Source organism: Pseudomonas fluorescens (genome assembly GCF_902497875.1).
Taxonomy (GTDB): Bacteria; Pseudomonadota; Gammaproteobacteria; order Pseudomonadales; family Pseudomonadaceae; genus Aquipseudomonas; species Aquipseudomonas fluorescens_BR.
This window is the reverse complement of sequence record NZ_CABVHY010000007.1, coordinates 16,228-33,877: the sequence shown is the minus strand read 5'-3', so window position 1 is coordinate 33,877 and position 17,650 is coordinate 16,228. Positions and strand designations below refer to the sequence as shown.

15 protein-coding genes are annotated in these 17,650 nt (G+C 59.5%); 13 read left to right on the top strand and 2 right to left on the bottom strand.

Translation table 11 applies throughout. The features are described from left to right. Positions 1-84: 84 nt before the first annotated feature. Positions 85-2,001: a sigma-54-dependent Fis family transcriptional regulator gene (locus tag F8N85_RS08410; RefSeq protein ID WP_150803177.1), complete on the bottom strand. Its 1,917-nt coding sequence runs from the start codon at positions 1,999-2,001 to the stop codon at positions 85-87. A gap of 385 nt (positions 2,002-2,386) precedes the next feature. Here F8N85_RS08410 and F8N85_RS08405 point away from each other — a divergent pair, with 385 nt between their 5' ends. From F8N85_RS08405 to F8N85_RS08365, 9 genes are all read left to right on the top strand, one after another. Beyond that, on the top strand, positions 2,387-3,907 hold the full coding sequence (locus F8N85_RS08405; RefSeq protein WP_150803176.1) for an aldehyde dehydrogenase family protein: 1,521 nt from the start codon (positions 2,387-2,389) through the stop codon (positions 3,905-3,907). 179 nt (positions 3,908-4,086) lie between these two features. Beyond that, positions 4,087-5,535 carry an ethanolamine permease gene (gene eat / locus F8N85_RS08400; RefSeq protein WP_150803175.1) on the top strand — a complete coding sequence of 483 codons (1,449 nt, stop codon included), beginning with the start codon at positions 4,087-4,089 and terminating at the stop codon, positions 5,533-5,535. Between the two features lie 51 nt (positions 5,536-5,586). After that, the gene (locus tag F8N85_RS08395; RefSeq protein ID WP_150803174.1) at positions 5,587-6,981 is read left to right on the top strand and encodes an ethanolamine ammonia-lyase subunit EutB; all 1,395 of its coding nucleotides are present in this window, start codon (positions 5,587-5,589) and stop codon (positions 6,979-6,981) included. Positions 6,982-6,992: 11 nt separating this feature from the next. Continuing rightward, positions 6,993-7,814, top strand: coding sequence for an ethanolamine ammonia-lyase subunit EutC (gene eutC, locus F8N85_RS08390; RefSeq protein ID WP_150803173.1), 822 nt, complete (start codon positions 6,993-6,995; stop codon positions 7,812-7,814). A 107-nt stretch (positions 7,815-7,921) separates the two neighbouring features. Next, positions 7,922-8,380, top strand: coding sequence for a GNAT family N-acetyltransferase (locus F8N85_RS08385; protein ID WP_150803172.1), 459 nt, complete (start codon positions 7,922-7,924; stop codon positions 8,378-8,380). 388 nt (positions 8,381-8,768) lie between these two features. Beyond that, positions 8,769-9,425 (top strand): DedA family protein, encoded by a 657-nt coding sequence (locus tag F8N85_RS08380; RefSeq protein ID WP_150803171.1) that lies wholly within the window; start codon positions 8,769-8,771, stop codon positions 9,423-9,425. 6 nt (positions 9,426-9,431) lie between these two features. Further along, the gene (locus F8N85_RS08375; RefSeq protein WP_150803170.1) at positions 9,432-10,244 is read left to right on the top strand and encodes a zinc-dependent peptidase; all 813 of its coding nucleotides are present in this window, start codon (positions 9,432-9,434) and stop codon (positions 10,242-10,244) included. Between the two features lie 111 nt (positions 10,245-10,355). Then, positions 10,356-10,883: an inorganic diphosphatase gene (gene ppa / locus F8N85_RS08370; protein WP_150645456.1), complete on the top strand. Its 528-nt coding sequence runs from the start codon at positions 10,356-10,358 to the stop codon at positions 10,881-10,883. Between the two features lie 231 nt (positions 10,884-11,114). Next, entirely contained in the window at positions 11,115-11,819 is a 705-nt protein-coding gene (locus tag F8N85_RS08365; protein WP_150803169.1) for a helix-turn-helix transcriptional regulator, read from the top strand. A 295-nt stretch (positions 11,820-12,114) separates the two neighbouring features. Here F8N85_RS08365 and F8N85_RS08360 read toward each other — a convergent pair whose 3' ends face one another. Continuing rightward, entirely contained in the window at positions 12,115-13,077 is a 963-nt protein-coding gene (locus tag F8N85_RS08360; protein ID WP_224795665.1) for a PDDEXK nuclease domain-containing protein, read from the bottom strand. A gap of 127 nt (positions 13,078-13,204) precedes the next feature. On the opposite strand from F8N85_RS08360, the gene F8N85_RS08355 reads away from it, so the two are divergent. The 4 genes from F8N85_RS08355 (at position 13,205) to dxs (ending at position 17,613) form a co-directional block, all read left to right on the top strand. Beyond that, entirely contained in the window at positions 13,205-14,353 is a 1,149-nt protein-coding gene (locus tag F8N85_RS08355; RefSeq protein WP_150803168.1) for a Fic family protein, read from the top strand. A gap of 122 nt (positions 14,354-14,475) precedes the next feature. Beyond that, positions 14,476-14,718, top strand: a complete 243-nt coding sequence (locus F8N85_RS08350) for an exodeoxyribonuclease VII small subunit (RefSeq protein WP_150803167.1) — start codon at positions 14,476-14,478, stop codon at positions 14,716-14,718. Then, positions 14,715-15,602: a polyprenyl synthetase family protein gene (locus tag F8N85_RS08345; RefSeq protein ID WP_150803166.1), complete on the top strand. Its 888-nt coding sequence runs from the start codon at positions 14,715-14,717 to the stop codon at positions 15,600-15,602. The genes F8N85_RS08350 and F8N85_RS08345 overlap by 4 nt, the downstream gene beginning before the upstream one ends. Before the next feature lie 112 nt (positions 15,603-15,714). Beyond that, positions 15,715-17,613 carry a 1-deoxy-D-xylulose-5-phosphate synthase gene (dxs, locus tag F8N85_RS08340; RefSeq protein WP_150803165.1) on the top strand — a complete coding sequence of 633 codons (1,899 nt, stop codon included), beginning with the start codon at positions 15,715-15,717 and terminating at the stop codon, positions 17,611-17,613. The last annotated feature ends 37 nt before the right edge of the window (positions 17,614-17,650 follow it).

The following is a 17,650-nucleotide window of genomic DNA, read 5'->3' as shown; positions in this document are numbered from 1 at the left end:
ATTCGGGATGTGTGTCTGACGGTAGATCGACACCCCAGCCCTATCCCCAGCGGGGAGAGGGTTGTGAGGGGGCGATCTAACCGACTACCGCGCTATCCCATGCTTGCGCAGCTTTCTATAAAGGGTATTGCGGCTGACCCCCAACTGCTCGGCGGTATGAGTCATGTGCCAGCGCTGTTGCTCCAGGGCGTTGAGCAACGCCAGGCGTTCGGCGTCGTCCAGCGGGCGCTCGGAAGGCTCGTCGACGGCCATCAGCAGCGCAGCCGGCCGGCTTTGGCGGATCATCACCGGCAAGTCCTCGAAGCTGATCCGCTCGTCCTCGCACAGCGCTGCCAAAGTTCGCAGTACATTGCGCAATTGCCGCACATTTCCCGGCCAGGCGAAGTCCAGCAGCGCCTGGCGCGCTGGCCCGTCGAGCAGGACGTTTTGCTCGCCAGCCTCTTCGGCCAGCAAAAAATCCAGCAACTGCGACTTGTCGCTGCGCTCACGCAAGGCCGGCAAGGCCACTTCCAGGCCGTTGAGCCGGTAGTACAAGTCCTCGCGAAAACTGCCGTCTTGCACCCGATCGAGCAAATTCCGGTGGGTCGCGCTGATGATTCGTACGTTGACCGCCAAGGGCTCACCGCCGATGGGCACCACCAGCCGATCCTCCAGCACCCTTAATAGACGGGTCTGCAACGCCAGCGGCATGTCGCCGATTTCATCGAGGAACAAGGTGCCGCCATCGGCCTGTAGCAACTTGCCACGCATGCCTTCCTTGCGTGCGCCGGTAAAACTGCCACCGCGATAGCCGAACAGTTCACTCTCGATCAGGCTTTCCGGGATCGCCGCGCAATTGAGCGCAACGAAGGCTTTATCCGCTCGCTGGCTGGCCTGGTGCACGGCCTTGGCGAAGGCCTCTTTGCCGGAGCCGGTTTCGCCATTGATCAGCAGCGGCACATCACGTTCGAACACCCGCAAGGCTTTGCGGAAGTCGTTTTGCAGCGCCGCATCGCCGAGGCAGATGCCGGACAGCCGCACACGCTCGGTCACCAGCGGAGCTGAATTAACCGGGGTCGGCACACTACGTGGCTGACCCCGCAATACTGCGAACAAGCCGCGGCCGTCGCGGGTGCGTAGCGGCCAACTGGCGCTGGCGCTCACACTGGCGCGACCCAGCAGTTCATCCAGGGCGCAATCAAAAAAGGCCTCCACCGGTTTGCCCAGCAGCCCACCGCGCACATGCCCCAGCAGGTTCAAGGCGCTCTGGTTGACCGCACTGATCCGCCCCTCGCCGTCAAACGCCAGCAATCCTTCGCTGAACAACCCCACGGACTCGGCCTGCAAGTGAAAGCGCAGCAACCATTGGTTGTCGAAGTAGCGCAGGAAATAACAGCTCTCGATCATCTTCGCCGAGAGGTTGACCAGCGCCATGGTATGGAACTGGCTCTGACGCGAGACTTCATGGCGCGCCGACGACACATCAAGCACCGCCAGCAGCTCACCATGGGGATCGAACACCGGGCTCGCCGAGCAGGTCAGCCCGGTGTGGCGACCGCGAAAGTGTTCGTCCTGATGAATGGTCAGCGACTGGCGCTCTACCAGGCAGGTACCGATACCGTTGGTGCCTTCGCAAGCCTCGCTCCAGTCCGCACCGAGCCAGAGCCCGGCACGCTCGAAAATCTTCCGTTCTGCGGGCGCGGTGACGCAGTTGAGGATCACCCCACGGGAATCGGTCAGCAGCACGGCATGGCCGGCGCCGGAGAGTTGCTGATGCAGGCTGGCCATTTCGTTGCCGGCGATCTGCAGCACTTGCTGCAAGCGCTCGCGGCTTTCCAGGACCCGTCCATGCTCGAGCACCGTCGGCGCGATGCTCAGGGCCGGGTCAAGGTGATAGTCCTCAAGGCAGCGCAGCCAGGAACGGGCTATGGACGGATCGCTACCCGGGCCATGCAAGTGGGTTTTGCCCTGAGTCACGGTCAACACCTGCTGGGCGTGTCGACTCAGATGATTGTTGTGCATTTCTTATTGTTCTCCCGGCAGAGCCTGGCCCGCTCCGTGTAGCAGCTGCCGAAGGCTGCGTTCGGCGGCGAAGCGGTCGTGAAACCTGAATCCCATATCTCACTGAATAATTGAGATCAACCCGATTGCGAGCGCCCAGCATCCTCCAGCCGTGCACTCATTGCAATCCTGACCCGACCCACCCGTCACAGGCTGTACCGCTTGTGGCACAAAGTGTCACTCAGGCCGTGCCACAACTGTCACAACGCAGGTCCACTCGTCTCTCGGACAACTCGTAACCCATTGATTTAAATGACCTGCAAAGCACTGGCCCGACCTTTGCTCTACGCTTATATAAGCGCTACAGCGCGTCCTTCCCAATAACAAAAGCCAGGAGATACCCACCATGCGTTACGCTCACCCCGGTACTGAAGGCGCAATCGTTTCGTTCAAGAGCAAATACGGTAACTACATCGGCGGCGAATTCGTCGCGCCTGTCAAAGGTCAGTACTTCACCAATACCTCGCCGGTAAACGGCCAACCTATTGCAGAATTCCCGCGCTCCTCCGCCGAAGATATCGACAAAGCGCTGGACGCCGCCCACGCTGCGGCGGACGCCTGGGGCTCGACCTCGGTGCAGGCCCGCTCACTGGTGCTGCTGAAAATCGCCGACCGCATCGAACAGAACCTGGAAGTCCTCGCCGTCAGCGAATCCTGGGACAACGGCAAAGCCGTACGCGAAACCCTGAACGCCGATATCCCGCTGGCCGCTGACCACTTCCGCTACTTCGCCGGCTGCATTCGCGCCCAGGAAGGCAGCGCCGCGGAAATCGACGGCAACACCGTGGCTTATCACATTCATGAACCACTGGGTGTGGTCGGGCAGATCATCCCGTGGAACTTCCCGATCCTGATGGCCGCCTGGAAACTCGCTCCAGCCCTGGCCGCCGGTAACTGCGTAGTCCTCAAGCCGGCAGAGCAAACCCCGCTAGGCATCACCGTGCTGATGGAATTGATCGGCGACCTGCTGCCGCCGGGCGTGCTCAACGTGGTGCAAGGTTTCGGCCGTGAAGCCGGTGAAGCCCTGGCCACCAGCAAGCGCATCGCCAAGATCGCCTTCACCGGTTCCACCCCGATTGGCTCGCACATCATGAAATGCGCGGCTGAAAACATCATTCCGTCGACGGTTGAACTGGGCGGCAAGTCGCCGAACATCTTCTTCGAAGACATCATGCAAGCCGAACCGACTTTTATCGAAAAAGCTGCCGAAGGCCTGGTACTGGCGTTCTTCAACCAGGGCGAGGTCTGCACCTGCCCATCACGGGCACTGGTACAAGAGTCGATCTACGACGACTTCATGAAAGTGGTGATGAAGAAGGTCCTGGAAATCAAACGTGGCGACCCGCTGGACACCGACACCATGGTCGGCGCTCAGGCGTCCGAGCAGCAATTCGACAAGATCCTGTCCTACCTGGAAATTGCCAAGGGTGAAGGCGCGGAGCTGCTGACCGGCGGCAAGGTGGAAAAACTCGAGGGCAACCTGGCGACTGGGTACTACATCCAGCCGACCCTGCTCAAGGGCACCAATAAAATGCGTGTGTTCCAGGAAGAAATCTTCGGCCCGGTGGTGAGCATCACCACCTTCAAGGACGAAGCCGAAGCCCTGGCGATTGCCAACGACACCGAGTTCGGCCTGGGCGCCGGTCTCTGGACCCGTGACATCAACCGCGCCTACCGCATGGGCCGGGCCATCAAGGCCGGTCGTGTCTGGACCAACTGCTACCACCTGTATCCGGCACACGCCGCGTTCGGCGGCTACAAAAAATCCGGCGTCGGTCGTGAAACCCACAAAATGATGCTCGATCACTACCAGCAGACGAAAAACCTGCTGGTGAGCTACGACATCAATCCACTGGGCTTCTTCTAAGCAAGCCCGCGGGTGATACAGGTGAAGCTGTATCGCCCTCTGGATTGCTTTCGCGAGCAAGCTCGCTCCTACAGGAGCGGGTTTACCCGCGAAAGCGGTCTTCCAGGCAACAAAGATTCAGCCCCGCTACACCGATCCGCCCAAAAGGTCGGACAAAAAATAAAAACAGGTGAACTGCTATGCCTAGCGAACCTATCGGCGCCCCGGCGGCCGGCTCTTCCGTCGACTTCGAAAAAGTCGGCTCCGAATACTTTCAGCAACGCGAATTGAAAAAAGGTGCCGCTGGCTGGGTCCTGCTGGTCGGCCTGGGCGTTGCCTATGTGATTTCCGGTGACTATGCCGGCTGGAACTTCGGCCTGGCGCAAGGCGGTTGGGGCGGGATGTTTCTCGCCACCCTGCTGATGGCCACCATGTACCTGTGCATGTGCTTCTCGCTCGCCGAGTTGTCCTCGATGATTCCCACCGCAGGCGGCGGTTACGGCTTTGCCCGTAGCGCCTTCGGCCCCTGGGGTGGCTTCCTGACCGGCACGGCGATCCTCATCGAGTACGCCATCGCGCCCGCGGCGATTGCGGTTTTCATCGGTGCCTATTGCGAATCGCTGTTTGGCATCGGCGGCTGGATGATCTATCTGGCGTTCTACATCATTTTCATCGGCATCCATATTTTCGGGGTCGGTGAAGCGCTCAAGCTGATGTTCATCATCACCGCCGTGGCGGCCATTGCCCTCGCGGTGTTCCTGATGGCAATGGTCCCGCACTTCAGCGTCGCCAATCTGCTGGACATCCCGGTCACCAGCGCCAAAGGCGCCAGCAGCTTCCTGCCGTTCGGTTATGTCGGTGTGTGGGCGGCGATCCCCTACGCGATCTGGTTTTTCCTGGCCGTCGAAGGCGTGCCACTGGCGGCCGAAGAAACCAAAAACCCGAAACGCGACCTACCACGCGGCTTGATCGGCGCAATGCTGGTGCTGGTGAGCTTTGCCTTGCTGATTCTGGTGATCGGTCCCGGCGGCGCCGGTGCCAATGCACTGATGACGTCCGGTAATCCCTTGGTGGAAGCCCTGTCCAAAGCCTATGGCGGTTCGACCTGGATGGGCCACTTCGTCAATCTGGTGGGCCTGGCCGGTTTGATCGCCAGTTTCTTCTCGATCATTTACGCCTACTCGCGGCAGATTTTTGCCCTGTCCCGCGCCGGCTACCTGCCGCGCAAGCTGTCCGAGACCAACAAAAGCAAAGCACCGGTATTGGCCCTGATCATCCCCGGCATCATCGGTTTCGGCCTGTCGCTGACCGGCCAGGGTGATTTGCTGATTCTGGTGGCCGTATTCGGCGCCACCATCTCCTACGTGCTGATGATGGCCGCTCACATCACCCTGCGCATTCGCCGCCCTAAAATGGAGCGCCCATACCGTACACCGGGAGGCATCTTTACCTCCGGAGTGGCCCTGGTGCTGGCCTGTGTCGCGGTAGTGGCGGGCTTCCTGGTCGATCCGCGGGTGGTCATTGGTGCGGTGATCATCTATGGAGTATTAATTGCTTACTTTGCCTTCTACAGTCGCCATCACTTGGTAGCAGGCACGCCGGAAGAAGAATTCGCGGCCATTCAGAACGCTGAAAAAGCCCTGCACTAAACGCCGAAAAACACGACGCAGGCACTGACTGCGTCGTCATGGAGAACCTGTATGGCAAGTTTTTCCCACTCGGTCGGCACCCAGACCTATCGCTTCGACAGCCTCAAGGAGGTCATGGCCAAGGCCAGCCCGGCCCGCTCCGGAGACTTTCTGGCCGGTGTCGCCGCGCTCAACGATGGCGAACGGGTCGCCGCGCAGATGGCCCTGGCCAATATCGAACTCAAGCACTTCCTCGAAGAGATGCTGATCCCCTATGAAGCCGATGAAGTGACCCGGCTGATTATCGACAGCCACGACAGCGCTGCTTTTTCCGTGGTCAGCCACCTCACTGTCGGCGGTTTCCGCGACTGGCTGCTCAGTGATGCGGCAGACGAGCAGAGCCTACGCGCCCTGGCGCCGGGCCTGACTCCGGAAATGGTCGCCGCCGTGTCGAAGATCATGCGCGTGCAAGACCTGGTGCTGGTGGCGCAGAAAATTCGTGTGGTCACCAAGTTCCGCGGCACCATGGGCCTGCGCGGTCGCCTGTCGACCCGCCTGCAACCGAACCACCCCACCGATGAACCGGCCGGGATCGCCGCGAGCATCCTCGACGGCCTGCTCTACGGTAACGGCGACGCGATGATCGGGATCAATCCGGCCACCGACAGCACCGCCTCGATCTGCGCCATGCTGGAAATGCTCGACGCGATCATCCAGCGCTACGAAATCCCCACCCAGGCTTGCGTATTGACCCACGTCACCACCTCAATCGAGGCGATCAACCGCGGCATACCGCTGGATCTGGTGTTCCAGTCGATTGCCGGCACCGAAGCGGCCAATGCCAGTTTCGGGATCAATCTGAATGTCCTGCAGGAAGGCTACGACGCCGGCTTGAGCCTCAATCGCGGGACGCTGGGGCAGAACCTGATGTATTTCGAGACCGGCCAGGGCAGCGCACTGTCGGCCAACGCCCACCATGGCATCGACCAGCAAACCTGCGAAACCCGCGCCTACGCCGTGGCACGGCACTTCAAGCCGTTTCTGGTCAACACCGTGGTCGGCTTCATCGGCCCGGAATACCTCTATAACGGCAAACAAATCATCCGCGCCGGGCTGGAAGATCACTTCTGCGGCAAGCTGTTGGGTGTACCCATGGGCTGCGACATCTGCTACACCAACCATGCCGAAGCCGATCAGGATGACATGGACACCCTGCTGACCCTGCTCGGCGTGGCGGGAATCAACTTCATCATGGGCATTCCCGGCTCCGACGACATCATGCTCAACTATCAGACCACCTCGTTCCACGACGCGCTCTATGCCCGCCAGACCCTGGGCCTCAAGCCCGCGCCGGAATTCGAGCAATGGCTGGCGAAAATGGGCATCTTCACTCAAGCGGATGGCAAGGTGCAGTTTGGCAACAGCCTGCCGCCGGCCTTCCGCCAGGCTATGGCGCACCTGGGATGAATGATCGAGTGATGGATAAGCCCCCTACCGACAACCAAAACCCCTGGCTGGAACTGCGCCGCCTGACCCCGGCCCGGATTGCCCTCGGCCGCGCCGGCACCAGCATGCCGACTGCTGCACAGCTGGATTTCCAGTACGCACACGCGCAGGCCCGGGATGCGGTGCATTTACCCTTCGATCATGCGGGCCTGGGCACGCAACTGGCCGAGCGTGGGCGTGACAGCCTGTTGCTGCACAGTGCCGCCATCGATCGCAACAGCTACCTGCAACGCCCCGACCTCGGCCGACGGCTGAGCGTCGACTCGGCGCAGAAGCTGCGCGAGCATGCCCAAGCCAACCCCGGCGGCATTGACCTGGCGGTGGTAGTGGCCGATGGTTTGTCAGCGCTGGCTGTGCATCGTCATACCCTACCGTTTCTGGCGCGCATGGAAGAACAGACCCAGGCCGAAGGCTGGTCGCTGTCGCCGGTCATCCTGGTGGAACAGGGCCGGGTCGCGGTGGCCGATGAAATCGGCGAGTTGCTCGGCGCCCGGATGGTAGTGATCCTGATCGGCGAACGCCCCGGCCTCAGCTCGCCGGACAGCCTCGGCCTGTACTTCACCTACCAGCCCAAGATCGGCCTGACCGACGCCTACCGCAACTGCATTTCCAATGTGCGGCTGGAGGGGCTGAGTTACGGCATGGCTGCCCATCGCCTGCTGTATTTGATGCGGGAAGCCTGTCGCCGGCAGCTTTCCGGGGTCAATTTGAAAGACGATGCACAGGTTCAGACGCTGGACTCGGACACTTCCAGCCACTCAAATGGCAACTTCCTACTCTCAAAACCGCTGTAATGGCAGTATCCTGATTGCGCTTTTTGCAGGCTTTAGGCAGCATCGGATCACGGCTGCCCGAGTAATGATCCGTTTGCCGTCACACCCACTTGAAGTTGAGGCCTACCATGCGCATTACTCAAGCGACGCTGGAACACCTGGACCTGCTGACCCCCTTATTCGTCAAATACCGTGAGTTCTATGGTGCGCTGGCGTATCCCGACTCCTCCCGGGCCTTCCTCGAAAAGCGCCTGCGACGCAAGGAATCGGTGATCTACCTGGCCTTGTCCGATGAAGACAGCAGCAAGCTGCTGGGCTTTTGTCAGCTGTACCCGAGCTTCTCCTCCCTGTCGCTAAAACGCGTGTGGATCCTCAACGATATTTATGTCGCCGAAGAGTCCCGTCGACAGCTGGTGGCCGACAACCTGATCCGCACCGCAAAAAAAATGGCCAAGGAAACCCACGCCGTGCGCATGCGGGTATCCACCAGCAGCAACAACGAAGTGGCGCAGAAAACCTACGAATCCATCGGTTTTCGCGAAGACACCGAGTTCAAGAACTACATACTGCCTATCAGCGAAGAGTAATCACCAGGCGAGAGGCGGTGGTGAAGGCCGTGGTGAGCGGCTTTTTGTGGCGAGGGGGCTTGCCCCCGCTCGGCTGCGAAGCAGTCGTAAAACCGGCGACGCATTATGTCAGATATACCACATGAGTCCAATTTGCGACCGCTGCGCGCTCGAGCGGGAGCAAGCTCCCTCGCCACAAGGGTATGTCCAACACCGTCAGATCCCTGAAAGCCCTATCCCGCCTCCCCCAGGCGAAATCCCCCGCTACAATCTCGACACGCAATCCACCTCTCAGACCGTATAATGCCGACCTCTGCAGCCTGTAAGAAAAATTACAGCGCTGTGTAGCCACCTATTTCGAAGCCTTCGCACGGATCTGCCAAAGCGGGCCATCACCACAGGTACCTCCATGGATTTCAACCCGCTCGACCTTATCTTGCATCTCGATGTCTATCTCGATTTGCTGGTAACCAACTACGGGTCATGGATCTACGCCATCCTGTTTCTGGTGATCTTCTGCGAAACCGGTCTGGTGGTGATGCCATTCCTGCCTGGCGATTCGCTGCTGTTCATCGCCGGAGCCGTAGCGGCAGGCGGCGGCATGGACCCGGTATTGCTGGCAGGCCTGTTGATGGTGGCGGCGATCCTTGGTGACAGCACCAACTATATAATTGGCCGAACGGTCGGCGAACGCCTGTTCAGTAATCCCGACTCGAAAATCTTTCGCCGCGACTATTTGCAGCAAACCCACGATTTTTATGACAAGCATGGCGGCAAGACAGTAACTCTCGCGCGTTTCATGCCGATCATTCGGACCTTCGCGCCGTTCGTCGCCGGCGTGGCGAAGATGCCCTACCCACGGTTTCTGGCTTTCAGCGTTGCCGGCACCCTCCTCTGGGTCGGCGGGCTGGTGACACTCGGCTTCTTCTTCGGCAATGTCCCGTTCATCAAGCAGAACCTGTCGCTGCTGGTGGTGGGCATTATCCTGCTATCGCTGCTGCCGATGATTATCGGCATCGTCCGCAGCCGCCTGGCCAACTCAGCCTCCAAAGCCGGATCACGCTGATTGCCCATGTGGTCACTCACTGCCTGGCGCCGCCAGCGCACGCTGGCCAAGCATCCCGTTGCGCTTGAAACCTGGCGACGAGTGCGTGAACACCTGCGTTTTCTCGATGGCCTGAGCGACGCTGAAGACCAATGGTTGCGCGAGTCCAGCGTACTGTTCCTGCAAGCCAAGCACCTCACCACCCTGCCTGGTGTCGAACTTCACCAGGAGGAGCGACTGCTGCTGGCGGCGCAGGCGCAATTGCCGCTGCTGCATCTGGGCGAACTGAACTGGTATCAGGGCTTTCACGAAATCGTGCTGTACCCGGATGACTTTCTCAGCCCGCAGCGGCATCGCGATGCCGCCGGCGTCGAGCATGAGTGGGAGGGCGAACACAGCGGCGAAGCCTGGCAACAGGGGCCGGTTATTCTGGCCTGGCCCGGGGTCCTTGCCAGCGGCGGCTGGGAAGGTTACAACTTGGTTATCCACGAACTGGCGCACAAACTCGACATGCTCAACGGCGACGCCAATGGCATGCCGCCACTGCACAGCGACATGCGAGCCAGCGAATGGTCATCGGTGATGCAACACGCCTACGACGACCTCAATCGTCAACTGGATCGCAATCCCGACGCCGAAACACCAATCGATCCGTACGCCGCGGAAAACCCCGCCGAGTTCTTTGCCGTCACCAGCGAATACTTCTTCAGTGCTCCAGACCTGCTCAGTGGCGCTTATCCGCAGGTTTACCAGCAATTGCAGCTGTTTTATCGTCAGGACCCATTGGCCAGACTCAAGCAACTGCAGACAGTCCATCCGGACTATCGGGTACACGACTAAGGTCTACACGACCTCTGGTACGTGGCATCGACGGCGGAATATGCCTATAATCGCCGCCACTTTTAGGTCAATCCGGCCAAGTCATTTGGCCAATCACGGGGGCACCGCCCAATGAGCTACAGCAAGATTCCGGCTGGCAAAGACCTGCCGAACGACATCTACGTCGCCATCGAGATTCCGGCCAACCACGCGCCGATCAAATACGAAATCGACAAAGACAGCGACTGCCTGTTCGTTGACCGTTTCATGGCCACCCCAATGTTCTACCCGGCCAACTACGGCTTCATCCCCAACACCCTGGCTGACGACGGTGACCCCCTCGACGTGCTGGTCGTGACCCCTTACCCGGTTGCTCCTGGTTCGGTGATCCGCGCACGTCCGGTCGGCATCCTGCACATGACCGATGATGGCGGTGGCGATGCCAAAGTGATCGCAGTTCCACACGACAAGCTGTCCCAGCTGTACGTCGACGTCAAAGAGTACACCGACCTGCCAGGTCTGCTGCTCGAGCAGATCAAGCACTTCTTCGAGAACTACAAAGACCTCGAAAAAGGCAAATGGGTGAAGATCGAAGGTTGGGGCGACGCAGAAGCCGCTCGCACCGAGATCATGAAGTCGGTCGCAGCCTATAAAGGCTGAGCCTGTCTTCGCTCGTAGCGTCGCAGCATAAAAAACCCCGGTTATCCGGGGTTTTTTAATGCCTTGAACAACACAACAACTTACACACCCCCAATTAAACACAAATAGTACTATTTGTTTATGGCGCACTTAATACTGTAAAAACAGCCTAAACCCTACTAACTAATTCCTATAAAAATTGAACACTTTGTTTATTTAAACAATTATCGCGCCTCCGTAAAATCCGTTTTCATGAATACATCCGGCGATCGCTTCAAGGCACTCCTCAAAGAGGTCAACCTCAAGCCCACAGAGTTTGCAAAATTTTGCAATGCAAAGCCTCAGCACGTGAACAACTGGTACAAGCGCGGCGTGCCGCTCTGGCGAATGGACGAGTTTGCCCGGCTGTTATCCGTCAACAGCAAGTGGTTGTACACCGGCGAAGGCCCGAAATACCCAACTAAACTTGCAACAACGGAAACTATCGGGATTTATAAAGACGACCTGCAGCCGACGGATGTAGAAATCCCTTGTTATAAAGAGACGTCCACCCAACCCGATGCAAACACCATCGAAATAACCGGTCACAGTGTGCGATTGCCGAGACACTATCTGGAATCACTGGAGGTCGATCCGGATAAAGCCGTCTGCGCGCCCATGAGCGGCAACAACATGGCGGAAAAGATTCAGGACGGTTCCACCATTGCCATTGACCGAAGCCTGACCCAGATCGTCGACGGCGAAATCTACGCCCTCCAGCACCACGGAAGGCTGCGGGTGAACTACCTGTACCGCCTACCCACTGGCACCCTTCGACTGTGCAGCCACAACGACACCGAATACCCGGACGAATTGTTCAGCACCGAACAGATCAAGGCGCAAAACATCCAGGTCCTCGGCTGGGTATTCTGGTGGTCAACACTCACCAAACGCCGACCGAACGTAGCGCTCCAATAAGCCTTTGGGCGATTTTTCAGCACGCGATAGCTCTGGATCGCCCTTTAGGCTGGGAATTTTTCAAAAAAATCAGTATGCTGCGCCCTACATTCGCGCATCGTCCGTCCAGCACGGCCAGATCGCCCCGACGCGGCAGATGATTTTCTCGCCAAGTCCCACAGCCGGACGCAAGATCCGGGTGTACGTTTTGAAGGCTGGCGCGGCTTACCAAAAATGAGCCAAGCCAGTCCCCGAGAAGCCGGCCACAAGCCGGCTTTTTAATGCCTGAAACAAAGTGATTCACACGGGAAATCGCTCAAGCCCCACCTGCATTCAGCGCATAAAACTCATGCAGCTTGGCCTGCAACAGTTTCTTGTCCGGCAGCTGAGTCTGATATTCCGCGATCAATGCCGGCGAAAGTGAACGGTTGAGGGCGTACTCGACGACTTCATCATCTTTGCTTGCGCACAGCAAAACCCCGAGCGCCGGGTTTTCATGAGGTTTGCGGACATTGCGATCCAGAGCCTCCAGGTAGAAATCCAGTTTGCCCACGTACTCCGGCTCGAAGCGCCCGACCTTCAGCTCAATCGCCACTAGACAATTCAATCCCCGATGGAAGAACAGCAGATCCAACGCAAAATCGCGGCCGCCAACCTGCAACGGATACTGCGAGCCAACGAAACAAAAGCCCCTTCCCAACTCGATGAGAAAATCCCTGAGCCTTCGCAGCAACCCACCCTGCAAATCCGCCTCGACATGCCCCTGTGCCAGGTCGAGAAACTCGACCATGTACGTGTCCTTGAACACACTCAAGGCTTCTGGATGCATTTGTCTCACCAGTGGTGAGAGTTTTGCCGGGCTTATGACGGAACGCTCAAATAGCGCGGCCTTGAACTGGCGTTCGAGCTCCCGGCTCGACCATTTTTCCTGAATCGCCATCCGCAGGTAAAACTCGCGCTCTTCAGGGCGCTTGCTTTGATTGAGAATGATCAGGTTTTGGGTCCAGGGTAATTGTCTCAGCAGTGCTGAGACTTTTGCGTCATGCCGGTATGCCTCGTAAAACTGGCGCATACGAAAGAGATTAGGACGTGTAAAATCGCGCAATCCGGGCTGAGTTCGCGCGAGGTGAGTGGCCAATTGAGCAACCACGCCATCACCCCACTCCGCGGCTTCGATCTTGTGGCTGATATAAGCCCCAACCTGCCAGTGCAGCTCGATCAGCTCGGTATTGACGGCCTGCACCGCTCGCTGCCGAGCGGAAACAATCAGTTGGGTGATTTCGCTAAAACTTGCATCCGAGGGCGGGGTATTGGAGCTAGACGCTGAGCCGAATAGCCCACACAATCGGCTCACTAAATGAGCCGAATAACTTCCATATTCGGCTCATCGTCAAGAGCACGAACCTATGGACCACCTTCGTTGGATCTGGCAACAGCCTGATTGGCCGCATTTTCAATGGCAGTCCGAGCGACTCGCCCCGTTGTTGCGCGAGTGCGTGCAGGCGCAAGGACGGCTGTTGGGCATGTCCGGTTCCGCAGGGGGAGAACTCAGCGCACAAAGCGAGTTGGACACGCTGTTGCAGAACATCGTGACTTCATCCGCCATTGAAGGTGAGCAGTTGAACGTCGGTTCGGTGCGTTCATCTCTGGCGCGTCGCTTGGGCATGAAACAGTTCGATGGCAACCACGTGAGCAAGCGCAGTGAAGGGCTGGCGGAGTTGATGCTGGACGCGACCCAGCATTTCGACCAGCCACTAACCCTCGCGCGCTTGCTGCATTGGCATGAATGGTTGTTTCCCACCGAAGACGAAAAACCTATCCCGCAACACCTTCGAGTTGGCGCGCTGCGTGGCGATGAACCGATGCAGGTGGTATCGGGTCGCCTGGACAGACCCACCGTCCATTTTGAAGCACCTGCGCGCCAAGGCCTGGAACAACAGTTCAACGCCTTCCTCGACTGGTTCAAAACCAGCCGTACCCAACCCCGGCTTGATCCCTTGTTGCGGGCAGGCATCGCTCACTTCTGGTTCGTCACGCTCCATCCCTTTGACGATGGCAACGGCCGCCTCACCCGGGCAATCACAGACTTGGCCCTCGCCCAGGCCGAGGACCAGGCCATCCGCTTCTACGCCATGTCGGCGAGCATCCTCGACGATCGTTCTGGCTACTACCGTGTATTGGAAGCCAGCCAGAAAGCCACCCTGGATATTACTGACTGGCTCGAATGGTTCCTCCATACGTTATTGCGTAGCCTGCAACAAGCCATGGCCCGTATCGAGTTGGTACTCGGCAAAGCCCGTTTCTGGCAGAACCACCGCGGTCAGGTTCTGTCCCCGGAACAGGCCAAGGTGCTCAACCGCCTGCTGGATGGTGGCGAGAAAGGATTTGAAGATGGCATCAGCGCCGCTCAGTACCAGGCCGTAGCAAAAGTCTCCAAGGCGACTGCGACTCGCCACTTGGCCGACCTGCTGGACAAGGGTTGCCTGGTCCGCCTGCCCGGAGGTGGCCGTAGCACCCGCTACCAGATCAACTACCCGAGCAATGGCAAACGCTGATGGGTGAGCCTAACGCCGAACTCCACAAGGCATTCCTGGCACATCCATCTGTCCACTCATTTGCCCAAAAAGCCTCTCTCTGCTAGTGTCGCGCCGGTTTACCGTCAACCGGAATTGCCGCCATGGCCCGCAAAAAAGCTGCACTGGATTTCGAACAATCCCTCGCTGACCTGCAAACGCTGGTCGAGCGTCTGGAGAACGGCGAGCTGTCGCTGGAAGACTCGTTGACGGCCTTCGAACAGGGCATCGGCCTGACCCGCGATTGCCAGACGGCGTTGGCCCAGGCGGAGCAGAAGGTGCAGATCCTGCTGGAACGCGATGGCGAGCTGGCCGAGGAACCCTTCGACCCGGAACAGCCAGAATGATTGCCGCCTATCAGGCCAGCAGTCAGGCCCGGGTCAATGCTGCACTGGAAACCCTGTTCCGCGCTCCGAGCCCTGAGCTGGCCCGCCTTTATGCCGCCATGCGCTACAGCGTAATGAATGGCGGCAAGCGCGTGCGACCGCTGCTGGCTTACGCGGCCTGCGAAGCGCTCGGTGGTGTACCGGAACACGCTAACGGCGCGGCCTGCGCGGTGGAATTGATTCATGCATATTCACTGGTGCATGACGATCTGCCGGCGATGGACGATGACGATCTGCGTCGCGGCCAGCCGACCACTCATAAGGCCTTCGACGAAGCCTGCGCGATTCTTGCCGGTGACGGTCTGCAAAGCCTGGCATTCAGTGCCTTGCTCGAGCCGCGGCTGAGCGCAGTGGATTGCGAAACCCTTTTGCGCATGGTCAGCACCCTGGCATTGGCGGCAGGTCCTGCGGGCATGGTGGGCGGTCAGGCCATCGACCTCGGCTCGGTCGGCCTCAAACTCGATCAGCAAGCACTCGAATACATGCATCGGCACAAGACCGGCGCGTTGATCGAAGCCAGCGTCAAGCTCGGCGCCCTGGCCAGCGGCCGTGCGCAACCAGACGAACTGAAGTCCTTGCAGACTTATGCCCGAGCCATCGGCCTGGCGTTTCAGGTGCAAGACGACATTCTCGATGTCGAGAGCGATACCGCGACACTCGGCAAACGCCAGGGCGCCGATATCGCCCGAGACAAACCGACCTATCCGGCCTTGCTCGGCCTGGACGCAGCTAAAGCCTATGCCCTGGAGCTGCGCGATCAAGCCTTGCACGCTCTGCGACCGTTCGACGCGGCGGCTGAGCCGTTGCGCGACCTGGCGCGCTACATCGTTGAACGTCGCAGCTAAACCGCTGCTACGCCCGACTGCATATTCTTGGCCAACTTCCGAGCTCTGCGTGGGCAGCTTGCGATCCATAAGGTAAACTGCCGCCTCTTCTATACCTATAACGATTCGCCTGATGCCCACGACGTTTCATGAGATTCCACGCAAACGCCCGACCACGCCCCTGCTCGACCGTGCCGACACGCCGGCCGGCCTGCGCCGGTTAGGCGAAGCCGAGCTCGAAACCCTGGCCGATGAGTTGCGCCAGGAGCTGCTCTATACGGTCGGCCAGACGGGCGGGCATTTCGGTGCCGGTCTGGGCGTCATTGAGCTGACCGTTGCGCTGCACTATGTCTTCGACACCCCGGACGACCGGCTGGTGTGGGACGTTGGCCATCAGGCTTATCCGCACAAGATTCTCACCGGCCGTCGCGAGCGCATGGGCACCCTGCGCCAAAAGGACGGCATTGCGGCCTTCCCGCGTCGTTCCGAGAGCGAGTACGACACCTTTGGCGTCGGCCACTCCAGCACCTCGATCAGTGCCGCGCTGGGCATGGCCATTGCCGCCCGCCTGCAAAACAGCGAGCGCAAGGCTATCGCGGTGATCGGCGACGGCGCATTGACCGCAGGCATGGCCTTCGAAGCGCTGAACCACGCGCCGGAAGTCAACGCCAACATGCTGGTGATCCTCAACGACAACGACATGTCGATCTCGCGCAATGTCGGCGGCCTGTCCAACTATCTGGCGAAAATTCTTTCCAGCCGCACTTACGCGAGCATGCGTGAAGGCAGCAAAAAAGTGCTGTCGCGCCTGCCCGGCGCCTGGGAGATTGCCCGGCGTACCGAAGAATACGCCAAGGGCATGCTGGTCCCGGGCACGTTGTTCGAAGAGCTGGGCTGGAACTACATCGGCCCGATCGACGGCCACGACCTGCCGACGCTGATCGCTACCCTACGCAACATGCGCGACCTCAAGGGTCCGCAGTTCCTGCACGTGGTCACCAAGAAAGGCAAAGGCTTCGCTCCGGCGGAAGTCGACCCGATCGGCTATCACGCGATCACCAAGCTCGAACCCCTGGATGCTCCAGCGGCTGCGCCGAAAAAAGCCGGCGGACCGAAATACTCCAGCGTGTTCGGCGAGTGGCTGTGCGACATGGCCAGCGCCGATCCGCGATTGGTCGGAATCACCCCGGCGATGAAGGAAGGCTCCGACCTGGTGGCCTTCAGCGAGCGATTCCCGCAACGTTATTTCGATGTGGCGATCGCCGAGCAGCACGCCGTGACCCTCGCCGCCGGTATGGCCTGCGAAGGCGTCAAACCGGTGGTGGCGATCTATTCGACCTTCCTGCAACGCGGCTACGACCAGCTGGTGCATGACGTTGCGGTGCAGAACCTCGATGTGTTGTTCGCCATCGACCGCGCAGGCCTGGTGGGCGAAGACGGTCCGACCCACGCTGGCAGTTTCGACCTGTCGTTCCTGCGCTGCATCCCCGGCATGCTGGTGATGACCCCGAGTGACGAGAACGAACTGCGCAAAATGCTCAGCACCGGTCACCTCTACAACGGCCCGGCCGCAGTGCGTTACCCGCGCGGCACCGGTCCGAATGCGACCATCGAGAAAAACCTCGAACCGATCGAGATCGGCAAAGGTGTGATTCGCCGTCAGGGTAGCAATGTCGCGCTGCTGGTATTCGGCGTGCAACTGGCCGAAGCGCTGAAAGTCGCAGAGAAGCTCGACGCCACGGTGGTCGACATGCGTTTCGTCAAACCATTGGACGAAGCCCTGGTTCGGGAAATCGCCGGCAGCCATGAGTTGCTGGTGACCATCGAAGAAAACGCGATCATGGGCGGCGCCGGTGGCGCGGTCAGCGAGTTTCTTGCCCGGGAAAACATCCTCCAGTCGATGCTGCATCTGGGCTTGCCGGACGCTTACGTTGAACATGCCAAGCCGGCACAAATGCTGGCCGAGTGTGGGCTGGACGAAGCCGGTATCGAAGCTTCGGTTCGTGAGCGCCTGAAACTTCTAGCGCTGTAAACCCGATCCCCCTGTAGGAGCTGCCGCAGGCTGCGAT